Source organism: Caulobacter sp. RHG1 (genome assembly GCF_013181195.1).
Taxonomy (GTDB): Bacteria; Pseudomonadota; Alphaproteobacteria; order Caulobacterales; family Caulobacteraceae; genus Caulobacter.
Map to the genome: position 1 here is coordinate 135,991 of NZ_SMZP01000004.1, position 21,128 is coordinate 157,118.

The following is a 21,128-nucleotide window of genomic DNA, read 5'->3' on the forward strand; positions in this document are numbered from 1 at the left end:
CATGCCCTCGCTCAAGACCATCCTGCCCTATGCCGGCCGCGTCGCCGTCACCGGCGTCGTCGTCGCCGCCGCTCTCGTGGGCGGCAAGGCGCTGTGGACCCACTACCAGGTCGATCCCTGGACCCGTGACGGCCGCGTCCGCGCCGACGTCGTCCAGGTGGCCCCCGACGTCTCGGGCCTGGTGACCCGCGTCGATGCGATCAACGACCAGACCGTCAAGGCCGGCCAGCCGCTGTTCTATGTCGACCGCGAGCGCTACGCCCTGGCCTTGCGGCAGGCCGACGCCCTGGTGGCCGCCCAGCGCGCGACCCTGGCCCAGGCCCGCCGTGAGCTGACCCGCAATCGCACCCTGGGCGATCTGGTGGCCGGCGAGATCACCGAGCAGAGCCAGTCCAAGGTCGAGCAGTCCAGCGCCGCCCTGGCCCAGGCCCTGGCCGCCCGCGACGTCGCCGCTCTGAACCTGGAGCGCACCGTCGTGCTGGCCCCGACCGACGGCTTCCTGTCGGATCTCACCTTGCGCACCGGCGACTACGTCACCGCGGGCAAGCCGGTGCTGGCCCTGATCGACGCCCGCTCGTTCCGGGTCGAGGGTTATTTCGAGGAGACCAAGCTGTCGTCCTTGCGCATCGGCCAGCCGGTCTCGGTCAAGGTGATGGGCGAGGATCGGGCGCTGAAGGGTCACATCCAGTCGATCGCGGCCGGTATCGAGGACCGCGACCGGGGGTTGAGCAGCTCCATGCTGCCCAACGTCAACCCGACCTTCAGCTGGGTGCGCCTGGCTCAGCGGGTGCCGGTGCGGGTGGCCCTGGACCAGACGCCGCGCGACCTGCGCCTGATCGCCGGCCGCACCGCCACCGTCGCGGTGATCGGAGCCGCCCAATGAGCCCCCTCAGAACGCTCGCGGTCGCCAGTTCGCTTCTGGCCCTGGCCGCCTGCACGACCGTCGGCCCGAACTACAAGCTGCCGGATGAGGCCAAGATCAACGCGCCGGCCGCGCAAGGCCCGTTCATGGGCGCGGCGTCGAAGGCTGTCAGCCAGGACCCTGTCCCGGCCGGCTGGTGGAAGCTCTATGACGACCCGGTGCTGAACGGCCTGGTCGAGGAGGCGCTGGCGGCCAACACCGACCTGCGCGTCGCCGCCGCCAATCTGGCCCGTTCGCGCGCCATAGCCGGCGAGGCCGACGACGCGGGCGGCTTCAAGCTCGGAACCTCGGCCGCGGCCATGCATAGCCGCGAGTCGGGCGAGCAATTCCTGAAGGCCGAGCAGCTGCCGGTCGAGAACCTGGCCGATGTCGGGGTGCGGGTGTCCTACCAGGTCGATCTGGTCGGCCGCCTGAAGCGCGCCGCCGAGGCCGCCCACGCCGACGCCGAAGCCAGCCAGGCCGCCCTCGACCTGGCCCGCGTCAGCGTCGCCGCCGACGTCGCCCGCGCCTATGTCGAGGCCTGCGCCAACGGTCACGAACTGGGTGTCGCCCAGCACACAGTCGACCTGCAGGCCCGCAGTCTGGACGTCACCCGCCGGCTGGTGAAGGCCGGACGCGGCACGGCCGTGGACGTCACCCGCTCTCAGGCTCTGCTGGACCAGTCGCGCGCCAGCTTGCCCACTTTCGAGAGCCGCCGTCGCGCGGCGCTGTTCAAGCTGGCGACCTTGACCGGCAAGCCGCCAGCCGAATTCCCCAAGGCGGTGGAGGCCTGCGCCCATCCGCCGCCCCTGACCCAGGCCATTCCGGTCGGCGATGGCGCGGCGTTGCTGAAGCGTCGTCCAGACGTGCGCCAGGCCGAGCGGACCCTGGCGGGCGCCACCGCCCGGATCGGTGTCGCCACGGCCGCCCTCTATCCGAACATCACCCTGGGCGCTGGCGCGGGCTCGACGGGTTTGCTGGCCGACATCGGCCTGGCGCCGGCCAACCGCTGGGGTCTGACCTCGCTGATCACCTGGACCCTGCCGGGCGAGGGAGAGCGCGCCCGCATTCGCCAGGCCGAGGCCGGCGCCGACGTGGCGCTGGCGCGGTTCGACGGCGTGGTGCTGAACGCCCTGCGAGAGACCGAGACCAGCCTGGACGCCTATGCCCACGACTTGCAGCGTCAGGCCGCGCTCAAAGCCGCGCGCGATCAGGCCGAGTTGGCCGAGAGCCAGGCCCAGCGCCTGTATCGCGCCGGGCGCAGTCCTTATCTGGCCGGCCTCGACGCCCAGCGAACGCTGGCTGGGACCGAGGCCGCCCTGGCCGCTTCGGAGGCTCAGGTCGCCGTCGACCAGGTGAATCTCTTTCTCGCTCTCGGTGGCGGCTGGGAGACGAAATCGGCGGTATTTCAGCCACAGTCGAATTTAAAGTGACGCAGGGACATCTGGTCGCCTTATAGCGGACTCCGATCGCGCCTATCTGCGCGTTCTGAGGAACACATGCACAGTCTGCTTTCGCCCGTTACCGCGTTCATTTCGGATCACCAAGCCTGGGCAGGTCCCCTGCTGGGGGCTTTGACCCTGCTTGAATCGCTGGTGCTGATCGGTGCGTTCGTTCCGGCCGCGGCCCTGATGCTGCTGGCCGGCGGCTTGATCGCCAGCGGCGTGCTGCAGATGCATGAAGTGTTCGCCTGGTGTGTCGCCGGCGCGGTGATCGGCGACGCGATCTCGTTCTGGATCGGTCGCCGTCTGGGCGCGCGCGCCATGCGTCACAAGGCTTTCAAGCCGCACCGTCGGGCTCTGGCCCGGACGCGCCTGTTCGCCCGTCGCTATGGCGTGGTCTCGATCTTCGTGGGCCGCTTCTTCGGTCCGCTGCGGGCCTTTGTTCCGGTCATGGCCGGCATGCTGCAGATGCGCAACTGGGTGTTCCAGTCGGCCAATGTCGGCTCGGCTGCGATCTGGGTCGCAGCCTTGCTGGCGCCGGGCTATGTCGCCGCCCGCGGCCTGGCCATGTTCGAGCTGGAAGGTCTGGCCCTGTGGCTGGCCATCGGCGGCCTGGCGCTGCTGATCGCCGTCATCGTCGCTGGCGTGCACCTGTACCGCACCCTGCGCGAGCGCCAGACGCCCAGCCTTCCGCTGGTCAAGGCCCGCACCTACGCCTCCTAAGGGCGTCGGCCTTTCTTCCTGAGTCTATTCTCCGACGTCTGATCGCCAGCCGCGCGTGAGCGCGGCTGGCTGACGCGCATCTCATACCGGTTTTGGTATGTCATTCATAACGCTGGAGAATTGCGCAGCGCGAAGCTGCCTATTTCTTGCACTTGAGAACGACTTGCATTAGCCGAGCGGTCAAGTCTCGGGGCAGGTCCATGAAATATCGCACTCTTCTGATGGCTGCCGGCATGGCCGGCGTTTGCAGCGCGGCCGCTGCCGAAACCGTTCCGGCCGATCAGGTCGACGCCGTGGTGGTCACCGCCTCCACGCGCGCCCAGCGCCTGGTCGAGGCTCCCGCCTCGATCTCGGTGGTCACCGCCGAGACCCTGGCCAATCGACCCAACGCCGACCTGACGGACGCTCTGCGCGACGTCGAGGGCGTCTCGATCAGCGGCGGCTCCAACTTCCAGGACGTCTTCATCCGGGGCCTGCCGGGCAGCTACACGCTGATCCTGGTCGACGGTAAGCGCCAGTCGACACGCGACAGCCGGGTCAATGGCAACAGCGGCCTGGAGCAGGCCTTCACCCCGCCGTCGGGCGCCATCGAGCGCATCGAGGTCGTGCGCGGTCCGATGTCGTCACTGTACGGTTCGGACGCCATCGGCGGCGTGATCAACATCATCACCCGCAAGGTGCCCGACCGCTGGGGCGGCTCGATCGGCGCCGACCATATCGCGCAGAAGGGCAAGAGCGGGAACTGGAGCCAGGTGCAGGGCTATCTGGCCGGTCCGTTGGTCGAGGGCGTGCTGGGCGCGCAGATCTGGGGCCGTTCCTACGCCCGCGACGAAGACGGCATCCTCAATGGGGCGGGGGGCTCCAAGGACTGGAATGTCACCGGCCGCCTGGCCTGGACGCCCAACGACCGCAACGATGTGCTGCTCCAGGTCGACCGCATGGACGTCAAGCGCAGCTTCGGTCCGGGAAAGACCCTGACGGCCGCGACCGCCGCGAACTATCACACCAACAACCGCACCGCCGGCTCGCTGAGCTGGAACGGCCGCTGGGACTGGGGGACCAGCCAGCTGTCGATCCTGCGCGAAGCGACCGAGCGCGCCAACTACGCCATGACGCGCGGCGCCTGGGTCAAGAACGTTCGCGCGCCCGAGCTGACCAACACCGTCGCCGACGCCCTGTTCAACATTCCGCTGGACGACACGCCTCTGGGCGACCACCAACTGGTCGTCGGCGGTCAGTACATCAAGAACCAGCTGGACGACGTGAACCCGGGCGTCAACGCGACCGCCTCGGCTGCGTTCTCGGTCTGGCAGCGGGCGCTGTTCGTCGAGGACGAGTGGCGGCTGTCGCCGCAGTTCGCCCTGACCGGCGGCCTGCGCTTCGATGATCACGAGCGCTATGGCTCGCACTGGAGCCCGCGCCTTTATGCCGTTTGGACGCCGACCGACGCCTGGACGGTCAAGGGCGGGGTCTCGACCGGTTTCCGCGCGCCTGAGTTGCGCCAGGTAGCCACGGGCTATGCCTACGTCACGGGCGGCGCGGTCTGCTCGGTCGGCCCGACGGGCACCTGCGGCGTGATCATCGGCGATCCGAACATCAAGCCCGAGACAAGCCTCAACTTCGAAGCCAGCGTGCTGTGGAACCCGTCGTCGGCCGTCTCGGCCAGCGCCACCGTGTTCCGCACCAAGTTCAAGGACAAGATCGACAGCGCCATCGTCTATGACGCGGCTGGCGCGATCGTCCGCTGGGCCGAGAACCCCGGCTATCGCCTTTACTACTGGTACAATCTGCAGGACGCCGAGCTGACCGGCGTCGAACTGTCGGGCCGCTGGAAACCGATCGACGCCCTGGCGCTGAAGGCCGGCTACACCTGGACCGACTCCAAGCAGGAGTCCGGGACCTACAAGGGCCTGCCGCTGGCGCGCACGCCCAAGCACATGGCCAATGTCCGCGCCGACTACACGGTCAACGACCGCTTCAACCTGTGGGGCGCTGTCAACTACCACGGCGAAGAGATCAACGCCGGCTTGCGGGTCGGGACCAACGGCGCGCCGCTGATGAATGGCAACGTCCAGGTGGGCCGCCGCTACCCCGCCTACACGACCGCCGATATCGGCGCGAACTGGCGGGTGACCCCGACGGTCAGCCTGAAGCTGGGCGTCTACAACCTGACGGACAAGCAAATCAACGTGGCCGACTTCGACTTCCAGGGGGATCGTCGTCGCGGCTGGATCGGGGTGAACTATGAGTTCTAAGTCTCTTTCGCGCCGTTCCGCCCTGCTGGCCCTGGCTAGCGCGGGCGCGCTGACCGCCTGCGGCCAGACCGCGACCAAGTCCGAGAAGAGCGCGCTGAGCGACCTGAAGGGCCGGCCGGTGAAACCGCTGGCGCAGGGCGGCAAGCTCAGCATCGACGACGGGCGTTACCTGATCGCTCTCGCCTTGATCCATCCTGATCCGGTGTCGTTGCTGGCGGCCTGGGGCGGTGACGTCAACCGCATCAGTCCCGACATGTTCGCCGCCTTCACCGAGAAGTGGCCGGCGCTGAAGGCCCTGCCCAAGATCCCGCGCTCGGGCGAGCCGTTCAACCTGGAAGCCGTGCTGGCCGCCAAGCCGGCGCTGGCTGTGGTGTCGATGGACTCCGGCCCCAGCGACGAGCAGGCCGGCCAGCTGGAGGCGGCCGGTGTCCCGGCGGCCTTCATCGACTTCTTCAACCACCCCTTCCAGAACCAGGCCCGCAGCCTGGCCCTGCTGGGCGCCCTGATCGGCCGCAGCGAGCAAGCCGCAGCCTTCAACAGCTTCAAGAAGGCCAGGCTGGACGCCATCGCAGCCAAGGTCGCCACCGTGCCGCAGGAGCGCCGTCCGACGGTGTTCCTGGAGCCGCACGCGATGATCACGCCCGACTGCTGCAACTCACCGGGCAAGGGCAATGTCGGCGACTACATCGACTTCGTCGGTGGTCGGAACATCGGCGCCGACGTGCTGAAGGCGCCGTCCGGCAAGCTGAACCTCGAATACGTGATCCAGCGCGATCCGGACGTCTATATCGCCACCGGCGGCCCGCATCTGAAGAAGGCCGGAGGCTTCGTCGTCGGCCCGGATTTCACGCCCGAGCAGTCGCAGGCGGGCCTTTCCCGCGTCGCCGGTCGTCGGGGGATCTCGACCCTGAAGGCCGTGCGCGAGGGCCGGGCCCACGGCCTGTCGCACCAACTGATCAACTCGCCGATCGATGTGGTCGCCGTCGAGGTCATGGCCAAGTGGATCCATCCGGATCTGTTCGGCGACCTGAACCCGCGCGCGACGCTGGACGAGATCAACACCCGATTTTTGGCCGTGCCTTATCGCGGCGACTACTGGGCCGACCTCAAGTCGGCCTGACCCCTAGGAGTATGCTGATGTCCGTTACCCGCACCTCGCTCATCGCGAGCGCGGCCGTGGCCCTGTGCCTTGGCCTCGCCGCGCCGGTCGCCGCCCAGTCGCTGGGCGCTACGGCCAAGATCGAGCCTGGCGGTCTCTACGAGATCGCGTTCAATCCGGCCGACAGCACGTTGCTGGTCGCCGCCACCGGTCCGCGCGGCGAGACCAGGGGCTCGGTGGCGCACCTGAAGGCCGACCTGACGCCGCTGGCGCTGATCGACGTCTCCAAGACCCCGGTCTATGGCCTGGGCTTCAACGCCAAGACCCAGGTGCTGTACGGCACCGTGACCCGCACCGGTTCGGTCCTGGCGCTGGACGCCCGCACCGGCAAGGTCATCGCCGAGATCAAGGACGGCGACGACGACTCCGCCCACGTCCGCGAGGTCATCGTCGATGAGCAACGCAACAAGGCCTACGTTACGACGGTCGGCGGCCAGGCGGGCGACACCAGCCGTCCGAATCTGGTCTGGGTGATCGACGGCGCGACCAACACGATCGAGCGCAAGATCAAGACGCCGGTCGGCGTGCTGACCGGCGCGGCGCTGGACGTCGCCGGTAACCGCCTGTTCGTGACAGGCATGGGCTCGCAGGACATCGGCGTCATCGACCTGGCCAAGGGCGACGCCGCCGTCGCCTGGCCGACAGGCAGCAAGGAGCCGGCCAATGTCGCCTACGACGCGGCCGGCAAGCGTCTGTTCGTGGCCAGCCAGGGTTCGGGCGACCTGACTGTCATGAGCTCGGTAGACGGCAAGGTGATCCGCCAGGTCGCGACCGGAAAGGGCGCGCTCAGCGTCGCTTATGACGGCGGCCTCGACCGCGTTTACGTCGCCAATCGCGGCGAAGGCACGGTGACCGTGGTCAACGGCAAGGACTACGCCGTGCTGGCCAACCTGGCGACCGGGACGATGCCGCAGACTATCGCCATCGATCGCAAGACGCACCTTGTCTACGTGACCAACAAGGCCAAGGGCCTGCCGCGCAATGCGCCGGCTGGCACGCCGGTTCCGGAGGATCCGACCGGCGACACGGTGACGATCATCAAGCCGTAAGAACCGTAACGCCGGGGTCCCCAAGGGCCTCGGCGTTTTGCTTTAGAGGACTGCGTCGACCATCACCTGGATCTGGCCCTGGGCGCAGGCCTCGACGCGGGCGCGGACCTGCCAGACGTCGGCCAGGGTCGTCGGCGTGATCGCCTCAGACGGCGGACCTTCGACCCGCACTCGGCCATTGGCCAGCACCACGACATGGTCCGACACGCGCGCGGCCGCCTGCAGGTCGTGCAGCACCAGCACCACGACAGCGTCGGTCTCGCGCGCATAGGCTTTTGCGAGGCTCAGCACTTCCAATTGATGGCGCAGGTCCAGGGCGCTGGTCGGCTCGTCCAGCAGCAGCACGCGGGGCTCGCGCACGATGGCTTGGGCAAGGGCGGCGATCTGCCTTTGGCCGCCGGACAGGCGGTCCAGGCGCTTCAGGGCCAGCGGCGTCGCGCCGACACGCTCCAGCGCGGCCATGGCGCGGACCGCGGCGTCGCCGCCGACGGCGGAAGGCGAGGCTTCCAGCGCGGCGATCACTGTCTCCAGCACCGTCAGCGCCACATTGGCCGGCAGGGTCTGGGGCATGTAGGCGACGTGGCGGGCGCGCTCGGCGATCGACATCCGGTCCAGCGACAGGTCGTCCAGCCGCACTTGGCCGCTGGCTGAGGCGAGGCCCGCGATGGCGCGCAGCAGGGTGCTCTTGCCGGCCCCGTTCGGCCCGACCAGCGACGTGACCTCGCCGCGGGGCAGGGAGGCAAGTGACAGATCCGAGAGGATGACCTGGTCGCCGTAGCGGGCCGTCAGGCCGTTGACCAAAAGACTCATCCGCGCGCCCCGCTCTTGAAGATCAAGAACAGGAAGGCCGGCACGCCGATCACGGCGGTGACCACCCCCACGGGCAGCAGCGCGCCGGGGACCATGGTCTTGGACGCCGCCGAGGCCAGCGACATCAGCAAGGCCCCGGAAAGCACGCTGGCGGGGAGGAACAGGCGGTGGTCCTCGCCGACCAGCAGGCGGGCGATGTGGGGACCCACCAGACCGACGAAGCCGACGACGCCGACGAAGGCCACGGCGGTGGCTGACAGCAGGCTGGCGCGCAGCATGGAGAAGAAGCGCAGGCGGGCGACATCGACGCCGGCGCTGGCGGCGCGGTCCTCACCCAGGCGCAGGGCGGTCAGGGCGCGGGCGGCTACCCACGAGAACGGCGCGGCCAGGGCCAGCACCGCCGCCAGCACGGCGACCGAGCGCCAGCTGGCCCGCGACAGGGAGCCCATGGTCCAGAACACCAGCTGCTGCAGCGCCTCCTGCGAGGCGACGAACTGGACGAGCGCGGTGAGGGCGTTGAAGGCGAAGACCATGGCGATGCCGAACAGCACGATGCTCTGCACGCCGCCGCGTCGGGCGCGGGCCATAGCCTGCAGCAAGAGCACCGAGCCGAACGCGAAGACGAAGGCGTTCAGGGCGACGATGGCGTCCGACGGCAGGAAGGGGACACCCAGACCCAGCACGATGGCCAGCGACGCGCCGAACGAAGCGGCCGATGAGACGCCCAGGGTGAAGGGACTTGCCAGAGGATTGTCGAGCACGGTCTGCATCTCGGCCCCGGACAAAGCCAGGCAGGCGCCAACCAGCACGGCGGTCAGCGCGTAGGGCAGGCGGATTTGCCAGACGATAGCGGCCTCGGATGGGCTCAGCGACCCGGGGTTGATCAGGCCGGTGACGATCTTCCACGGCGACATGGCCGAGGGGCCGGTGGCGACGTCCAGGGCGATGGCTGCAAGGCACGCAATGGCCAGGGCGACGAGCAGGGCGTGGCGGCGCACGCGTAAGCGGCGGTGCTCATGCAGAATGGCGTCGATAGTGGGGGCGGTGGTCATGGTCATGTTCGGAACGCGTCGCATTAGCATGATGCGGCGCCATGGGCTAGGAAGGCCGCATGACCCGCGTAGAGCTTGCCGCCTGGACCCCCTGGAACCCCCAGGACTGTCATATCCTCACGCTGAAGGGGCCGGATGGACGGCGCTTCGACCTCCTGTTGAGCGTCCCGCACGGCGAGGCGCCGGCGCAGGGCTGGCCTTGCTTGGTCGCGCTGGACGGTGACCGTTTCTTCGGCGCCCTGACCGGCGCGGCCAAGGCCTTGGCGCATCGTCCGCAGAAGACCGGCGTCGCGCCGATGGTCGTCGCGGCCTTGGCCCACCGCGCCGAGGGCGGGGAGGGGCAACGCTCGCGCGACTTCACCAGCCGTCCGTGTCCCGAAACCAGCTGGTCGGGTCCCTATGGCGGCGGCGAGGCGTTCCGGATGTTCCTGCTGGATCAGATCCTGCCCCGGGTGAAGGCGGCCGCCCCGATCGATGCGTCGCGGTTGTCGCTGCTGGGTCATTCGCTGGCCGGCCTGTTCGTGCTGGAGACGCTGGAGGCGGAGCCAAAGGCCTTCGCCCGCTGGATCAGCCTCAGTCCGTCGCTGTGGTGGCATACGCCCGATCCCGTCATCGCCAGCGCCGAGCTGTTGGTCGGCTGGGGCGAGGCCGAGGCGGCGCGGGACATGAGTTCCCGCATTGCGGGCTGGGCGGCCGGCGGTCCGGCCGCGACCCGGATCGCGTCTGGCGCAGATCATGGCTCGGCCCCGTTCGCGCTGATCCCCGACGCGCTTCGCCACGCCTGTGGCCAGTGACGCGAAAACCCCCGCCGCGGATGCGACGGGGGTTTTCTTCGGACTTTAAGCCGGATCAGCGCTTGGCCTTGATCCGCCAGACGGTGTTGGCGTTGTCCTGCTCGCCGCCCTTGGTGACGGCGTACACCACGCCCTTGCCGTCGCCGGCCACGTGGTTGGCCATCGGGGCGCCGCCGACATTGGCGACTAGCTTGCCGTCGGCGTCGATCACCGCGACCGTGCTGGAGGCGCGGTTGGCGACGAAGGCCTGGCGGCTGGCCGGATCGAAGACCACGTTCAGCGCACCGGCCCCGACCGGGGTGTCGGCGACGACCGCGCCGGTCTCCCCATCCAGCACCACGACATTGTCGCTGCCTTGCGCGGCCACGAAGATGCGGCCGGTCTGCGGATCGTGCGAGACGCCGATGGCGCTGCGGGCGCCGGGCACGGGAAGGACCTTCAGCACGGTGTCGGCGGCGGTGTCGATGACGGCCACCTCGTTGGTGCTGTTGCTGACCACGTACAGGCGGCCGGCGGCGGCGTTCAGCGACAGGCTGGCGGCCGAGAACTTTTCGCCGCGCTGGGCGCTGGCGATCGCAATGCGACGCGCGACCTCGGTCTTGGCGGTGTCGAACACGACCACCTCGGGCTCGAACGTGGCGCTGGCATAGGCCTTGTTACGGGCCGGATCGACGACGACGTCACGGGCGTGGTTGACCGTGCCGGCCTCGAACTGGCGCACCAGAGACAGGTCCGACTGCTTGTAGACGGCGACCGTGTTCTGGCGGCTGTTGGTCGTCCACACCGTGTCGTGGACGTCATCGACGCCGACGCCGTAGACGGCGTAGACGCCGCCATCGATCGTCTCGCCCGAACGGCCTTGGCGCGACGGTGCGGCCGCGGGCGTGGCGCGCGCCTGGATAGCCAGGGTGGTGGCGTCCATCTTCAGCAGCTCGGACTGCTTGACCGGCGGGCGACCGACGGCCGAGGTCACGAACACCGCCTTGTTCTTGGCGCTGTAGGCGGTCTGGTAGAGGCCGCGCGAAGCCGCGCCGCGCTTGATGTCGTAGCGGTCGGCGCCGGTCAGCGGCACGTTCGGCGACACCTTCAGCTCGGCCAGGGCCGCGCCATAGGGGGCCGAGGAGACAACCACCAGCGGGTGGACGCCGACAGCGGCGTCGGCCGGCAGCTTGAATCGGGTCTCGAAACCGCCCTTGGCGTCGGCGACGAGATCAGCGGTCACCGGGGTTACGCCATGCAGCACGCGAACGGCCTGGCCGGGTTTGAAGCCCTGGCCGGTGGCCACGACCTCGGCGCCGGCCAGGATCGGCTGGCCTTGGGTGGCGGCGGCGAAACGTACGTCGCCCTTGAAGGCCTTGTCGGGCGCGGAGAAGCTCTGGGCCTGGACGGCCGGCGCCAGGGCGGCGGTCGCCAGCAGGGCGATGAGCGATGAGCGGAGCATCATGGTCTTTCTCTCTTCTTTGATTGCTTAGAAGCGGGCCGACAGGCCCATCCAGACGCGCGCGCGATCGTTCACGTAGCCGTACGTCTCGTAGTCCATCTTCTTGTCGAGCAGGTTCTGGACCCCGGCGCGCAGGGTCACGCGGTCGCTGACGTCGTAGGCGCCGCCCACGTCGACCATGGTGTAGGCCGGCGAGATGATATTCGAGGCGCTGATCGCGACGGCGGCCTGGGCTTCCTCACCGTAGTAGACGGCGCGGGCGTAGGCGCTGAACTTCGTGTGCTTGGGGCGGTAGTTCAGCGACAGGCTGGCCTGCTGCTTGGGCGTTTCGTTCAGGGCCGCGCCGGCGTTGGCCCCGGTGCGCTGCTCGGAGTCGGTCAGGGTGCCCGAGGCGCGCAGGCTGACCGACGGCGTCAGGTTGGCGCTGATCGTGGCTTCCAGGCCGCGGATGCGGGCCTCGTCGACATTGATGTAGGTGGTGCCGAAGCGGCCCGAGCTGTTGGCCGGTTCGCTGACGCACCAGGCGCCGGCCTGCACGCAGCTGACGCGCAGGATCTTGTCCTTGAAGTCGGTCTGATAGGCGGTCAGGCCCACCTCGACGCCGGCCGGGAAGGCGTAGGTGACGCTGGCCTCATAGGTCAGCGAGGTCTCGGCCTTCAGGTCGGGGTTGCCGTAGACGTTGCCGCCGCGGCTGGTCTGACCCCAGTCGGCCAGGGTCTGACGGATGTCCGGCGCGCGGAAGCCGGTCGAGACGCCGCCCTTGATGATCAGTTCGGGGGTCGGCTTCCAGACGCCGTAGATGCGCGGCGACCAGTGCGAGCCATACAGGTCGTGGTCGTCCATCCGCAGGCCGCCGGTCAGGGCGAACGTATCGGTCAGCCGCCACTCATCTTCCGCGAACAGGGCCCACTGGGTGCGGTCGGCCGCGTCGCGCATCTTGCCGTTGACGGTCAGGCCGTTGCCGGCCGGGGCGTAGAGATCGGCGAAGCTGTAGAAGGCTCCGACGTTCAGCGTGTGGCTGGCGATCGGCACGATCCACGAGGTCTGGGCCACCGTGTTCTGGATGTTGACGTTGGTTTCCTTGCGGGTCGCGTCCTCGAACTGGACGTAGGATTCCGACGTCGCCCAGCCCCAGTCGGCCGAGTGGCTGACGGCGTAGACGAAGCGTTCCTGGGTCTGCTTGGTCTTGGTCCCGGCCGGGGCCGTGGCGCTGACCGCGGCGGTCTTTCCGGCGGTCTGATAGGCGCCCTGGTCGTAATAGGCGGCTTCGAACAGCAGACTCTGCGTGCCGCTCAGCGTCCAGCCCAGCTTGGCGGCCAGGCTCTGGTCCTTGCGCTCGGGCGAGGCGCTGAGGATGTCGTCTTCCTTGCGGCGATTGACCGAGCCGGTCAGCTGCAGGCCCAGCTTGTCCTTCACCAGCGGGCCGCTGGCGTAGAAATTGGCGTCCCAATAGTCGCCGAAGGCCTTGGCGGTTTGGGCGGTGCCGTTGACGCGCACGCTGCCGTTCCAGTCGTCGCCGACCCGGCGGCTGATGACGTTGATCACGCCGCCCATGGCGTCGGAGCCATAGAGCGACGACATCGGGCCGCGCACGACCTCGATGCGCTCGATGGCCTCCATCGGCGGCAGCAGGCCGCTCTCGGCGATGTTGCCGCCATTGGTGCGCGACTCGCGCGAGTTCAGGCGTTTGCCGTCGACCAGGATCAGCGTGTAGGCCGCGCCCATGCCCCGGATCGAGATGTCGCGGGTGTTGCCTTCGCCGGGCGTGATGGTGACGCCGGGAATGTCCAGCAGAGCGTCCGTGATCTGGCGATAGGGGGCCTGCTCCAGGGTTTCGCGGGTGATGACGCTAATCGAGGCCGGCGCGTCCTTGACCTGCTGAGCGCGGCCCGCGGCGGTGACGACCAGGCTGTCCAGCTGGGTATTGTCGGCGTCGCCCGTCTCGGCGGCGAAGGCGGCGCCTGAGAGCGCGGTCGTGGCGAGCAGCGCTGCGGCCGCAAGGCGGCGCAGCGGGCGGTTTTGAGCAGACATCGAGTTCCCCGTTCGTAGCCAGCGTCCGATCGCGAAGAACCCGTCGTGGGGTCCGTCCAGGACGCTGAAAGCCCGCTTTCAATTGCGAAGCGGCGGGTTGTGCATTTAATAGTCACTCGCATATGCGGCCATGACTTCGTCGGCATGCCGACCATGCGTGCGCGTCATAGCGGAGTTTCAGTTTGTCCCATCGCCGCCCCGATCTTCGCCTGCTCGCCAATCTGGAAGCGCTGCTGGAAACGCGGAGCGTGTCGCGTGCGGCCGATCGGATGGGGGTGAGCCAGCCGGCCATGAGCCGGATCCTGGCGCGTCTGCGCGACCAGCTGGGCGATCCGCTGCTGGTCCGGGGCGGGGGCGGCATGGTGCTGACGCCCTATGCCGAGGCGCTGGCCGAACCGCTGCGGCGCTGGCTGACGACCGGCGAGCGGCTGCTGTTGCCGCAGGACTTCGATCCGGCGCGGCTGGAGCGGTCGTTCCGCATCGCCTCGACCGACTTCGGCATCCTGTCGGTGATCCGCGGCGCGCTGGCGGGCATGGCCAAGGCCGCGCCGTCGGTCTCGTTCGACATCGAGGCCCTGTCCTCGGCCAGCCTCAAGCGTTTGGCGGGCGGCTGGCTGGACCTGGTGATCATCGGCTACCGTCCCGAGCATGCGGGCGTGCAGTGGAAGCGGCTGTTCACCGAACATCGCCTGTGCATCGCCCGCCGCGACCATCCGGTGCTGGCCGAGCCGGTCACGGTCGAGCGCTTCTTCGACTGGCCGCACGTCGCGGCCCTGGTGGGTGACGGCTATGTCGAGCCCTTGACGGGCGAGGGCGTCGACACCGCCAGCCGGCGCATGCTGCTGTCGGCGCCAAGCTTCTCCAGCATCCCGTATCTGGTGGCCGAGACCGACGCCCTGTCGGTGCTGCCGTCGCGCGCGGCGCGCTACTTCGCCGGGGTCTACGGCCTGGCGGTGTTCGAGCCGCCGATCGCGATGCCGAACTTCGACTACTACGTGGCCTGGCACGAGCGCTCGACGAACGACGACGCGACCCAGTGGCTGGTGCGCCAGCTGTCGGCGGCTCAGGCCGCCAACGACGCCGAGGCGCTCCGCCGGATCGCCTAGGCCCGCTTCTGGCCGCTGAGCTCGGCGCCGGCGTCCTTGTCGAAGCGGCGGTTCCAGATCGTCGCCGAGGTCGAGACCGCCGTCACCACCAGGAAGGCCAGGGTGAAATCGCGCAGCTGTGGCGTGGCGTGGCCGCCGGCCAGCATGCCGACGTGCAGGGCTCCAGCCCCGACGCAAATTCCCATCGACAACATCAGTTGCTGGAAGGTGGAATAGAAGCTGGTCGCCGCGCTCATTCGCTCGGGCGGGATCTCGTCATAGGCGATGGTGTTGTAGGCGGTGAACTGGAACGACATGCAGAAGCCGCTGAGCAGCAGGGTCAGGAAGATCAGCCAGATTGGCCACTCGGGGCGGAAGAAGCCGCAGGCCGCATAGCCGGCGCTGGCGGCCAGGCCGCCGACGATCATGCTGTCGCGGAAACCGAACCGGCGCAGCAGTCGCGGGGCCAGGCTCTTCATCGCCAGCGAGCCGATAGCCCCGGCGATGGTGATCGTGCCGCTGACCGCCGCGCTCATGCCAAAGCCCAGCTGCAGCATCAGCGGCAGCAGGAACGGTTGGGCTCCCTGGGTGATACGGGTCAACGAGCCGCCGATCACCGACAGTCGAAACGACGGCACGCGCATCAGGCTCAGGTCCAGGATCGGCGCGACGTGCCGCCTGGCATGGCGGATGTAGAGCACGCCCGCCGCGACGCCGATCGCGATCAACGCCAGGGCGGCGGGCAGTTCGCCGCTGCGGCTGGTCATTTCGAAGCCGAACAGCAGGCAGCCCAGCGACACGCCCGACAGCAGGAAGCCGACGCCGTCGGCCTTCGGCGGTCGCTCGCCGCGGATCTCGTCGATGAAGAGGGTGACCAGGACGATGCCCAGAATGCCGATCGGGATGTTGAGGTAGAAGATCCAGCGCCAGTCCAAGTAGGTGACGATGAAGCCGCCGATCGGCGGGCCCAGGATCGGGCCGATCAGAGCGGGCATGATCAGCCACGAGGTCGCCGAGACCATGTCCTGTCGCGCCACCGAGCGCAGCAGCACCAGACGTCCGATCGGGATCATCATCGCCCCGCCCACGCCCTGGACGAAACGCGCCAGGATCAGGGTCGGCAGGTTGGGGGCGAGGCCGCACAGGATCGAGCCCAGCATGAAGGTCACGATGGCCAGGCGAAACACGGTCTTGGCCCCGAAGCGGTCGGCCAGACGGCCGCTGGCCGGGATGAAGATCGCCAGGGCCAGCAGATAGGTGGTCAGGGCCGAGCTGAGGCTGGGCGCGGGCACGCCGAAGTCGCGGGCCATGGTTGGCAGGGCGGTCGCCAGCACGGTGGCGTCCATCTGCTCCATGAAGAGCGCGCAGGCGATGATCATCGCCACCACCCGGTACGAGCGCTTGTGCGGAGGATCGATCGGCGCGCCGCTGGCGGGGGCGACGGTCACGCCGTCGGCGGCGGGCACGATGCCGTCGCGGACTTCGGCGTTGATGGAGGCCAGGCCGCGCCGGCGCAGCCTCACCACGCCAGGGCTCGCACGTCCTTCGAGGAGGTCGGGGCGGGGAGCAGGCAAACGGTCACGGTGTCACTCGACGAGCTACGGCGTTTCCCCCCGCGCTCCTCTTAGGCCGCGTCGTCGCGCAGGCCCAGAGCCGGTGGGCGCTTTTGTCTTCGCTATGGGGAGGAAGGGTGCGGCCCGGCGTCTGTCGGGGGGGCGTGAGGCCGGGCCGCTGGCGTCCCCAGGGCCATGAAGCCGCTGTCCGGACGCAGATAAGAACCGGCCAATCGACCTTCCGTTCCCGCGTCCGGAGAAAAAGAGAAGGGGCCGCAGCAGCGACCCCTTGAGGCGCCCTAGTAGCGGGCGCGCAGGTTGAACAGCACCCGGCGCGGTTCGCCCCAGTAGCCGCCGTTGAAGTAGCCGACATTGCGGTAGTAGTGCTTGTCGAACAGGTTGGTGGCGTTGACGCCGACGCTGATCTTGTCGGTGAAGGCGTAACGGACCAGGGCGTCGGCCAGGACATAGCCGCTCTGACTCACGCGCGTTGCGGCCAGGACCGGTGCGGACCCGTTGAAACGGCCTGTCGGGGCATTCATGGTCTGGAAGACCTCAGTCTGCCAGGTCACGCCGCCGCCCAGGGTCCAGCGCCCCAGCTTGTAGGTCGAGTTCAGCTTCAGCATGTGCAGGGGATTGACCGTGAACACCCGCTGGCCCTTGGCGTCCTCGCTGCGGGTGTAGGTATAGCCGCCGGTGATGCTCCAGGCCGGGGTGATGGCGCCGGAAACCTCGAACTCGCCGCCCTTGGTCTCCACGCCGCTGACCGTGCGATAGGCGTCCGAACCGTCCGGCAAGCTCTTGGCGGGCACGGTCGGGTCGAGTTCGGCGACATTGTCCTGCTGCATGTAGAAGCCGTTCAGTGAGGCGTAGAGACGCTTGTCGAAGAACTCTGCCTTCAGGCCGCCCTCCCAGTTGCCGCCGACCTTGGGCGCGATCTGCTCGAAGTTCTTGTCGCGCTGGGTCTGCGGCTGGAAGACGTCGGCATAGCTGACGAAGGCGGTCAGGTTGCTGGTCAGGTCGTACAGCACGCCCAGATAGGGCGAGATGCGGGCCTCGCCGTAGCGGCCGGTCGTGGTGGTGTAGGCGGCCGTCGTGGTGTTGAAATTGTCGGTCTTGGTGTCCCAGTCGCTGAAGCGGCCGCCCGCGATGATCTTCAGGCGGTCGGTGGGGTTCAGGCGCAAGGCGGCATAGAGGCCGGCCTCGCTGGTGGTGGCGATCCGGCTCGGCTTGCCCGTATTGGAAACGCCGGGCAGGCCGATCTCACCGTTCCAATCATAGATGCTGGGGAAGGCGCTGTAGGGACGGCTGGTGATGCCGGCGTTGATCGTGCGCAGGTCGCGCGTGAAGTAGTTACCGCCGACGACCAACTCGTGCTGGCGGCCGAACGCCTCGAACGGACCCGACGCGTAGGCGTCCAGCGATTGCTCGCGCGTCTCGCTGACCGTGTAGGTGTCGGAGATGCTCAAGCCCAGGCCCGTGGTGCGGTCCGCGAAGCCGGTGCTGTTGGAGCCGGCCATGAGCAGGCTCTCGGTGTTGGTCGAGCGGTTGTTGTAGGCGACGCGGCCTACCCAGCCGCTGCCGAAGTCATGCTCCAGCACGCCGAACAGGTTGTAGCTGTCGCGCTCCCACCGGTTCCACTTGGCGCCGGCGCTGTAGGAGCGTGGGAACTCCGCGCGCGTGCCGTCGCGGAAGAACAGCGGCGATGCGCTCCAGGCGCCGCCCTGCGAGTCGGTGCGCAGGTAGTCGGCGCCGATACGCAGGCGGGTGGCGTCGGTAAGGTCGACCTCGACGACGCCGTAAAGGCTGGGCGAACGGTCATGCTGGAAGCGGATAAAGGACTCCCGGTCGGTATAGGCCCCCACCAGACGGCCGCGCACCTTGCCGTTCAGGGCCAGCGGACCCGAGACGTCGAACTCGCCGCGGCGATAGTTCCACGAGCCGGCCGACAGGCTGGTCGAGGCGCGGAAGTCCTCTGTCGGGCGCTTGCGCACCATGTTGATCGTCGCCGACGGGTCGCCCGCGCCGGTGACCAGGCCCGTGGCTCCGCGCACGACCTCGATGCGCTCGTAGATCGAGGTGTCCGACAGCACCGAGTTGCCGCCGGCGCCGGTGGTGTACTGGGTCGGCACGCCGTCGAACTGGAAGTTGGTGATCGCAAAGCCGCGGGCGTTGAACAGGATCCGGTTGGAATCGTACTGCTGGACGTTGACGCCCGGGGTCTGGGCGAAGACCTCGGCCACGGTGATCAGGTTGAAGTCCTCGATCCGCTGGCGGGTGAAGACCGTCAGCGACTGGGGCGTTTCGCGCAGGGTCAGAGGCAGCTTGGTCGCGGTGTTGGTGCCCTTGACCTGGTAGCCCTCGGTGCGGCCGGTCACCAGCACGGCGTCGACCGTGGTGTCCTGGGCGGTGGTCTGGGCGTGGGCGCTGGAAGCGACCGCGAGTGCGGCGCTAGCGAGCAGGGCGAGGCGGGATACGGACGTGCGGAAGGGCGCGGACAAGGCAAGGCTCCAGTGCGTTTCGGAGAAGAGGAGGGCGGGTCTAGGGTTTTCGGCGGATCGCCAGGCGGTGCGGCGCGTAGGTCAGGACGAGCAGCACCGGCGCTGCGCCGGCGCTCAGCACGCCCAGCCAGCCGATCGAACCGTAAGCGGGGCCCCAGGCCTGGATACTGGCGATCAGGGACAGGGTCAGCGCCGCCGAACCGCCCAGCTGCATCAGGCGCTTGCGGCGCTTGGCCGGACGGGTGCGGTGAACGGCCTGGTGATGGCGGTCCATGGCCAGGGCCAGGGTCGCGAAGCCGAGTAGACTGAAGAGCAGCGCCAGGACGATCATCCGTGAGCCTCCGCCAGTTTCGGAGCGAGGGCGCGTTCGGTCTTGCGGGGCGCGCGGGGCTTGGCCACGCGCCAGGCCATGACCAGGAAGGCCGCGCCCAGGCCCAGCAGGCCCAGCTCCATGCCGACCAGTGCGCCGTCGCCGGCCTTGAGGCTGTCGATGAGGCCGCGGGCGGTGGCCGTCTGGTCGAAGACCGGCAGCAGCACCAGGGCCAGGCCGGTCAGGCCCAGCTGCTCGATCCAGGCCCGGCGCGGTGGACGGACGAAGGCGTACAGCAGCATGGCCAGCCAGGTTAGGGCCATGACGTGGACCTCCCAGTCGCCGCGGTTGGCCAGGTTCAGCGGCAGGAGGCGGTTGGCCCACAGGAAGCCGGTCATGGCCAGGGGCAGGCCCGCGACCGTGCCGATGTTCAGCCGCTCGACCAGCCAGAAGCCGAAGTGCCTGCGGCCCTCCAGCTTGGCGCGGCGCTTGGAGGTCCACATGATCAGGCCCGTGGCGACCATGGCCGTGCCCGCGACGCCCGACAGGAAGAAGAACCAGCGCAGGGTCATCGGCGAGAAGCGGGCGGCGTGCAGGCCGACCATGCCTCCGCGGGCGATCATGCCGCTGGAACTGGGCTCGGCGGTCGACCGGATCGCGCCGGTGACCCCGTCCAGGACGATCTCGTGGCGGCCGTCGACCAGGGTCTCGCTGGGCCGGCGATAGGCGGTGATCAGAGCGGCCTTGTCGCCGGGATTGTCGATGCGGATGACGGTCGGCTTGCCGCCGTCCCAGGTTGTTTCAGCGATGCGCAGCACCTGGCCGATGTCGACCAGCGGCGCGGCGTGGCCTGATGGCTTGGGCGGCTTGGCCGCCGGCGCGCTGTCGGCGTAGTAGGCTTTCAGGGTCGGATAATTCGCCGTCGCCGCGAACGGCATGTACAGCACCATCAGGGTGATCAGTCCGGTGTAGGTGATCATCGCGTGGAACGGCAGAGACAGCACAGCCAGGGCGTTGTGAGCGTCCAGCCAGCTGCGCTGACCCTTGCCCGGCCGGAAGGTGAAGAAGTCGGCGAAGATCTTCTTGTGGGTGATCACCCCGCTGACGATCGCCACCAGCATGAACATCGTGCAGAAGCCGACCACCCAGCGGCCCCACAGGACGGGGATGTAGCGCAGGTCGAAATGCAGCCGGTAGAAGGCGTTGCCGCCCTCGGTGTCACGCACCGTCACGGGCTTGCCGTCCGGACCGATGGTGACGGCGTTCGGGTCCGTCCCGCGGCGGAAAGCCGGCTTGCCCTTGGCCTTCCAGGTGGCGACCGCGCCGCTGGCCCGTTCCTCGGGCAGGGTGATGGTCCAGGAGGCGGCCTTGGGCGCCGTGGCGGTCAGGTGGGTGATCGCGCCGCGCGCGACAGTTTCCAGATCCTTGGTCGCGGCGATTTCGGGGCGCGACCAGCGGGTGATCTCCTCGCGCCAGTAGCTGACCGTGCCGTTCAGGAAGATCAGGTACAGGATCCAGCCGACCAGCAGGCCTGTCCAGGTGTGCAGGCCCGCCTGGGACTGCCTAAAGCCCTGCTTTTTCATGTCGCCCATCCCGCGCCGAGCCAGGCTATGACGCCGATGGCCGCCACGACCGCGCCCGCTCGCAGGGCGCTGGCGGCGGCGAAGATCCAGATCACCAGGGCGCAGTAGATCGCGAACGACAGGATGGTCGCCCACAGCGAGGCGTCCAGCCGCGCGGCCGGAAGCGTCCGGGCCAGCAGCATCGCGCAGGCGGCGGCCGCGCAGTAGGCACCCGGAATGGCCAGCACGATGCGGGCGGCGACGTCCAGGCCGTCGCCGATCTTGCCCCTGGATTTGCCTTGCACGACGCCCGCCGTCTTCACGCCCGATGACTCTCTGTGGTCAAGCCAATTTGAATTCGGCGTCGCCTAGCGCTATTGAGAACCAGTCGCAATGATCGCGAACGCCTTTGGCCCGATCGCGGAACATATCGACCCGTTCCAGGTCGGCCTTTCGGGCA

17 protein-coding genes are annotated in these 21,128 nt (G+C 68.7%); 8 read left to right on the forward strand and 9 right to left on the reverse strand.

Annotated features, from left to right (window positions below; translation table 11 throughout):
• Window position 1 precedes the first annotated feature (1 nt).
• The 6 genes from E1H18_RS11750 (at window position 2) to E1H18_RS11775 (ending at window position 7,529) form a co-directional block, all read left to right on the forward strand.
• Window positions 2–883, forward strand: coding sequence for an efflux RND transporter periplasmic adaptor subunit (locus E1H18_RS11750; RefSeq protein WP_172268124.1), 882 nt, complete (start codon window positions 2–4; stop codon window positions 881–883).
• Complete coding sequence (locus tag E1H18_RS11755) at window positions 880–2,334, forward strand: efflux transporter outer membrane subunit (RefSeq protein ID WP_172268127.1); 1,455 nt, start codon at window positions 880–882, stop codon at window positions 2,332–2,334. The genes E1H18_RS11750 and E1H18_RS11755 overlap by 4 nt, the downstream gene beginning before the upstream one ends.
• A 66-nt stretch (window positions 2,335–2,400) precedes the next feature.
• A complete protein-coding gene (locus E1H18_RS11760) occupies window positions 2,401–3,066 on the forward strand; it encodes a DedA family protein (RefSeq protein WP_172268130.1) in 666 nt (221 codons plus the stop codon).
• A 200-nt stretch (window positions 3,067–3,266) separates the two neighbouring features.
• Window positions 3,267–5,321: a TonB-dependent receptor domain-containing protein gene (locus E1H18_RS11765; protein ID WP_172268133.1), complete on the forward strand. Its 2,055-nt coding sequence runs from the start codon at window positions 3,267–3,269 to the stop codon at window positions 5,319–5,321.
• Window positions 5,311–6,441 carry an ABC transporter substrate-binding protein gene (locus tag E1H18_RS11770; protein ID WP_172268136.1) on the forward strand — a complete coding sequence of 377 codons (1,131 nt, stop codon included), beginning with the start codon at window positions 5,311–5,313 and terminating at the stop codon, window positions 6,439–6,441. The genes E1H18_RS11765 and E1H18_RS11770 overlap by 11 nt, the downstream gene beginning before the upstream one ends.
• A gap of 17 nt (window positions 6,442–6,458) precedes the next feature.
• Complete coding sequence (locus E1H18_RS11775) at window positions 6,459–7,529, forward strand: YncE family protein (RefSeq protein ID WP_172268139.1); 1,071 nt, start codon at window positions 6,459–6,461, stop codon at window positions 7,527–7,529.
• 42 nt (window positions 7,530–7,571) lie between these two features.
• On the opposite strand, the gene E1H18_RS11780 is transcribed toward E1H18_RS11775, so the two are convergent.
• Both E1H18_RS11780 and E1H18_RS11785 read right to left on the reverse strand, forming a co-directional pair.
• The gene (locus E1H18_RS11780) at window positions 7,572–8,339 is read right to left on the reverse strand and encodes an ABC transporter ATP-binding protein (RefSeq protein WP_172268142.1); all 768 of its coding nucleotides are present in this window, start codon (window positions 8,337–8,339) and stop codon (window positions 7,572–7,574) included.
• Window positions 8,336–9,421, reverse strand: a complete 1,086-nt coding sequence (locus E1H18_RS11785; RefSeq protein WP_241735990.1) for an iron ABC transporter permease — start codon at window positions 9,419–9,421, stop codon at window positions 8,336–8,338. Before E1H18_RS11785 ends, E1H18_RS11780 begins: the two co-directional genes overlap by 4 nt.
• A gap of 29 nt (window positions 9,422–9,450) precedes the next feature.
• Here E1H18_RS11785 and E1H18_RS11790 point away from each other — a divergent pair, with 29 nt between their 5' ends.
• Complete coding sequence (locus E1H18_RS11790) at window positions 9,451–10,185, forward strand: alpha/beta hydrolase (RefSeq protein ID WP_172268148.1); 735 nt, start codon at window positions 9,451–9,453, stop codon at window positions 10,183–10,185.
• A 55-nt stretch (window positions 10,186–10,240) separates the two neighbouring features.
• On the opposite strand, the gene E1H18_RS11795 is transcribed toward E1H18_RS11790, so the two are convergent.
• Both E1H18_RS11795 and E1H18_RS11800 read right to left on the reverse strand, forming a co-directional pair.
• A complete protein-coding gene (locus E1H18_RS11795; protein WP_172268151.1) occupies window positions 10,241–11,629 on the reverse strand; it encodes a YncE family protein in 1,389 nt (462 codons plus the stop codon).
• Window positions 11,630–11,653: 24 nt separating this feature from the next.
• Window positions 11,654–13,657 carry a TonB-dependent receptor domain-containing protein gene (locus E1H18_RS11800; RefSeq protein WP_172268154.1) on the reverse strand — a complete coding sequence of 668 codons (2,004 nt, stop codon included), beginning with the start codon at window positions 13,655–13,657 and terminating at the stop codon, window positions 11,654–11,656.
• Between the two features lie 182 nt (window positions 13,658–13,839).
• On the opposite strand from E1H18_RS11800, the gene E1H18_RS11805 reads away from it, so the two are divergent.
• Window positions 13,840–14,763, forward strand: coding sequence for a LysR family transcriptional regulator (locus E1H18_RS11805; RefSeq protein ID WP_241735991.1), 924 nt, complete (start codon window positions 13,840–13,842; stop codon window positions 14,761–14,763).
• Here E1H18_RS11805 and E1H18_RS11810 read toward each other — a convergent pair.
• The 5 genes from E1H18_RS11810 to E1H18_RS11830 form a co-directional block, all read right to left on the reverse strand.
• Entirely contained in the window at window positions 14,760–16,268 is a 1,509-nt protein-coding gene (locus E1H18_RS11810; protein ID WP_206679058.1) for an MDR family MFS transporter, read from the reverse strand. The two genes, E1H18_RS11805 and E1H18_RS11810, sit on opposite strands and share 4 nt — an antisense overlap.
• Window positions 16,269–16,594: 326 nt before the next feature.
• Window positions 16,595–18,796 carry a TonB-dependent siderophore receptor gene (locus tag E1H18_RS11815; protein WP_172268157.1) on the reverse strand — a complete coding sequence of 734 codons (2,202 nt, stop codon included), beginning with the start codon at window positions 18,794–18,796 and terminating at the stop codon, window positions 16,595–16,597.
• 40 nt (window positions 18,797–18,836) lie between these two features.
• Complete coding sequence (locus tag E1H18_RS11820) at window positions 18,837–19,127, reverse strand: DUF3325 domain-containing protein (RefSeq protein WP_172268160.1); 291 nt, start codon at window positions 19,125–19,127, stop codon at window positions 18,837–18,839.
• On the reverse strand, window positions 19,124–20,689 hold the full coding sequence (locus E1H18_RS11825) for a PepSY domain-containing protein (RefSeq protein WP_172268163.1): 1,566 nt from the start codon (window positions 20,687–20,689) through the stop codon (window positions 19,124–19,126). Before E1H18_RS11825 ends, E1H18_RS11820 begins: the two co-directional genes overlap by 4 nt.
• Window positions 20,686–20,991: an iron transporter gene (locus E1H18_RS11830; protein WP_172268166.1), complete on the reverse strand. Its 306-nt coding sequence runs from the start codon at window positions 20,989–20,991 to the stop codon at window positions 20,686–20,688. Before E1H18_RS11830 ends, E1H18_RS11825 begins: the two co-directional genes overlap by 4 nt.
• Window positions 20,992–21,128: the final 137 nt, after the last annotated feature.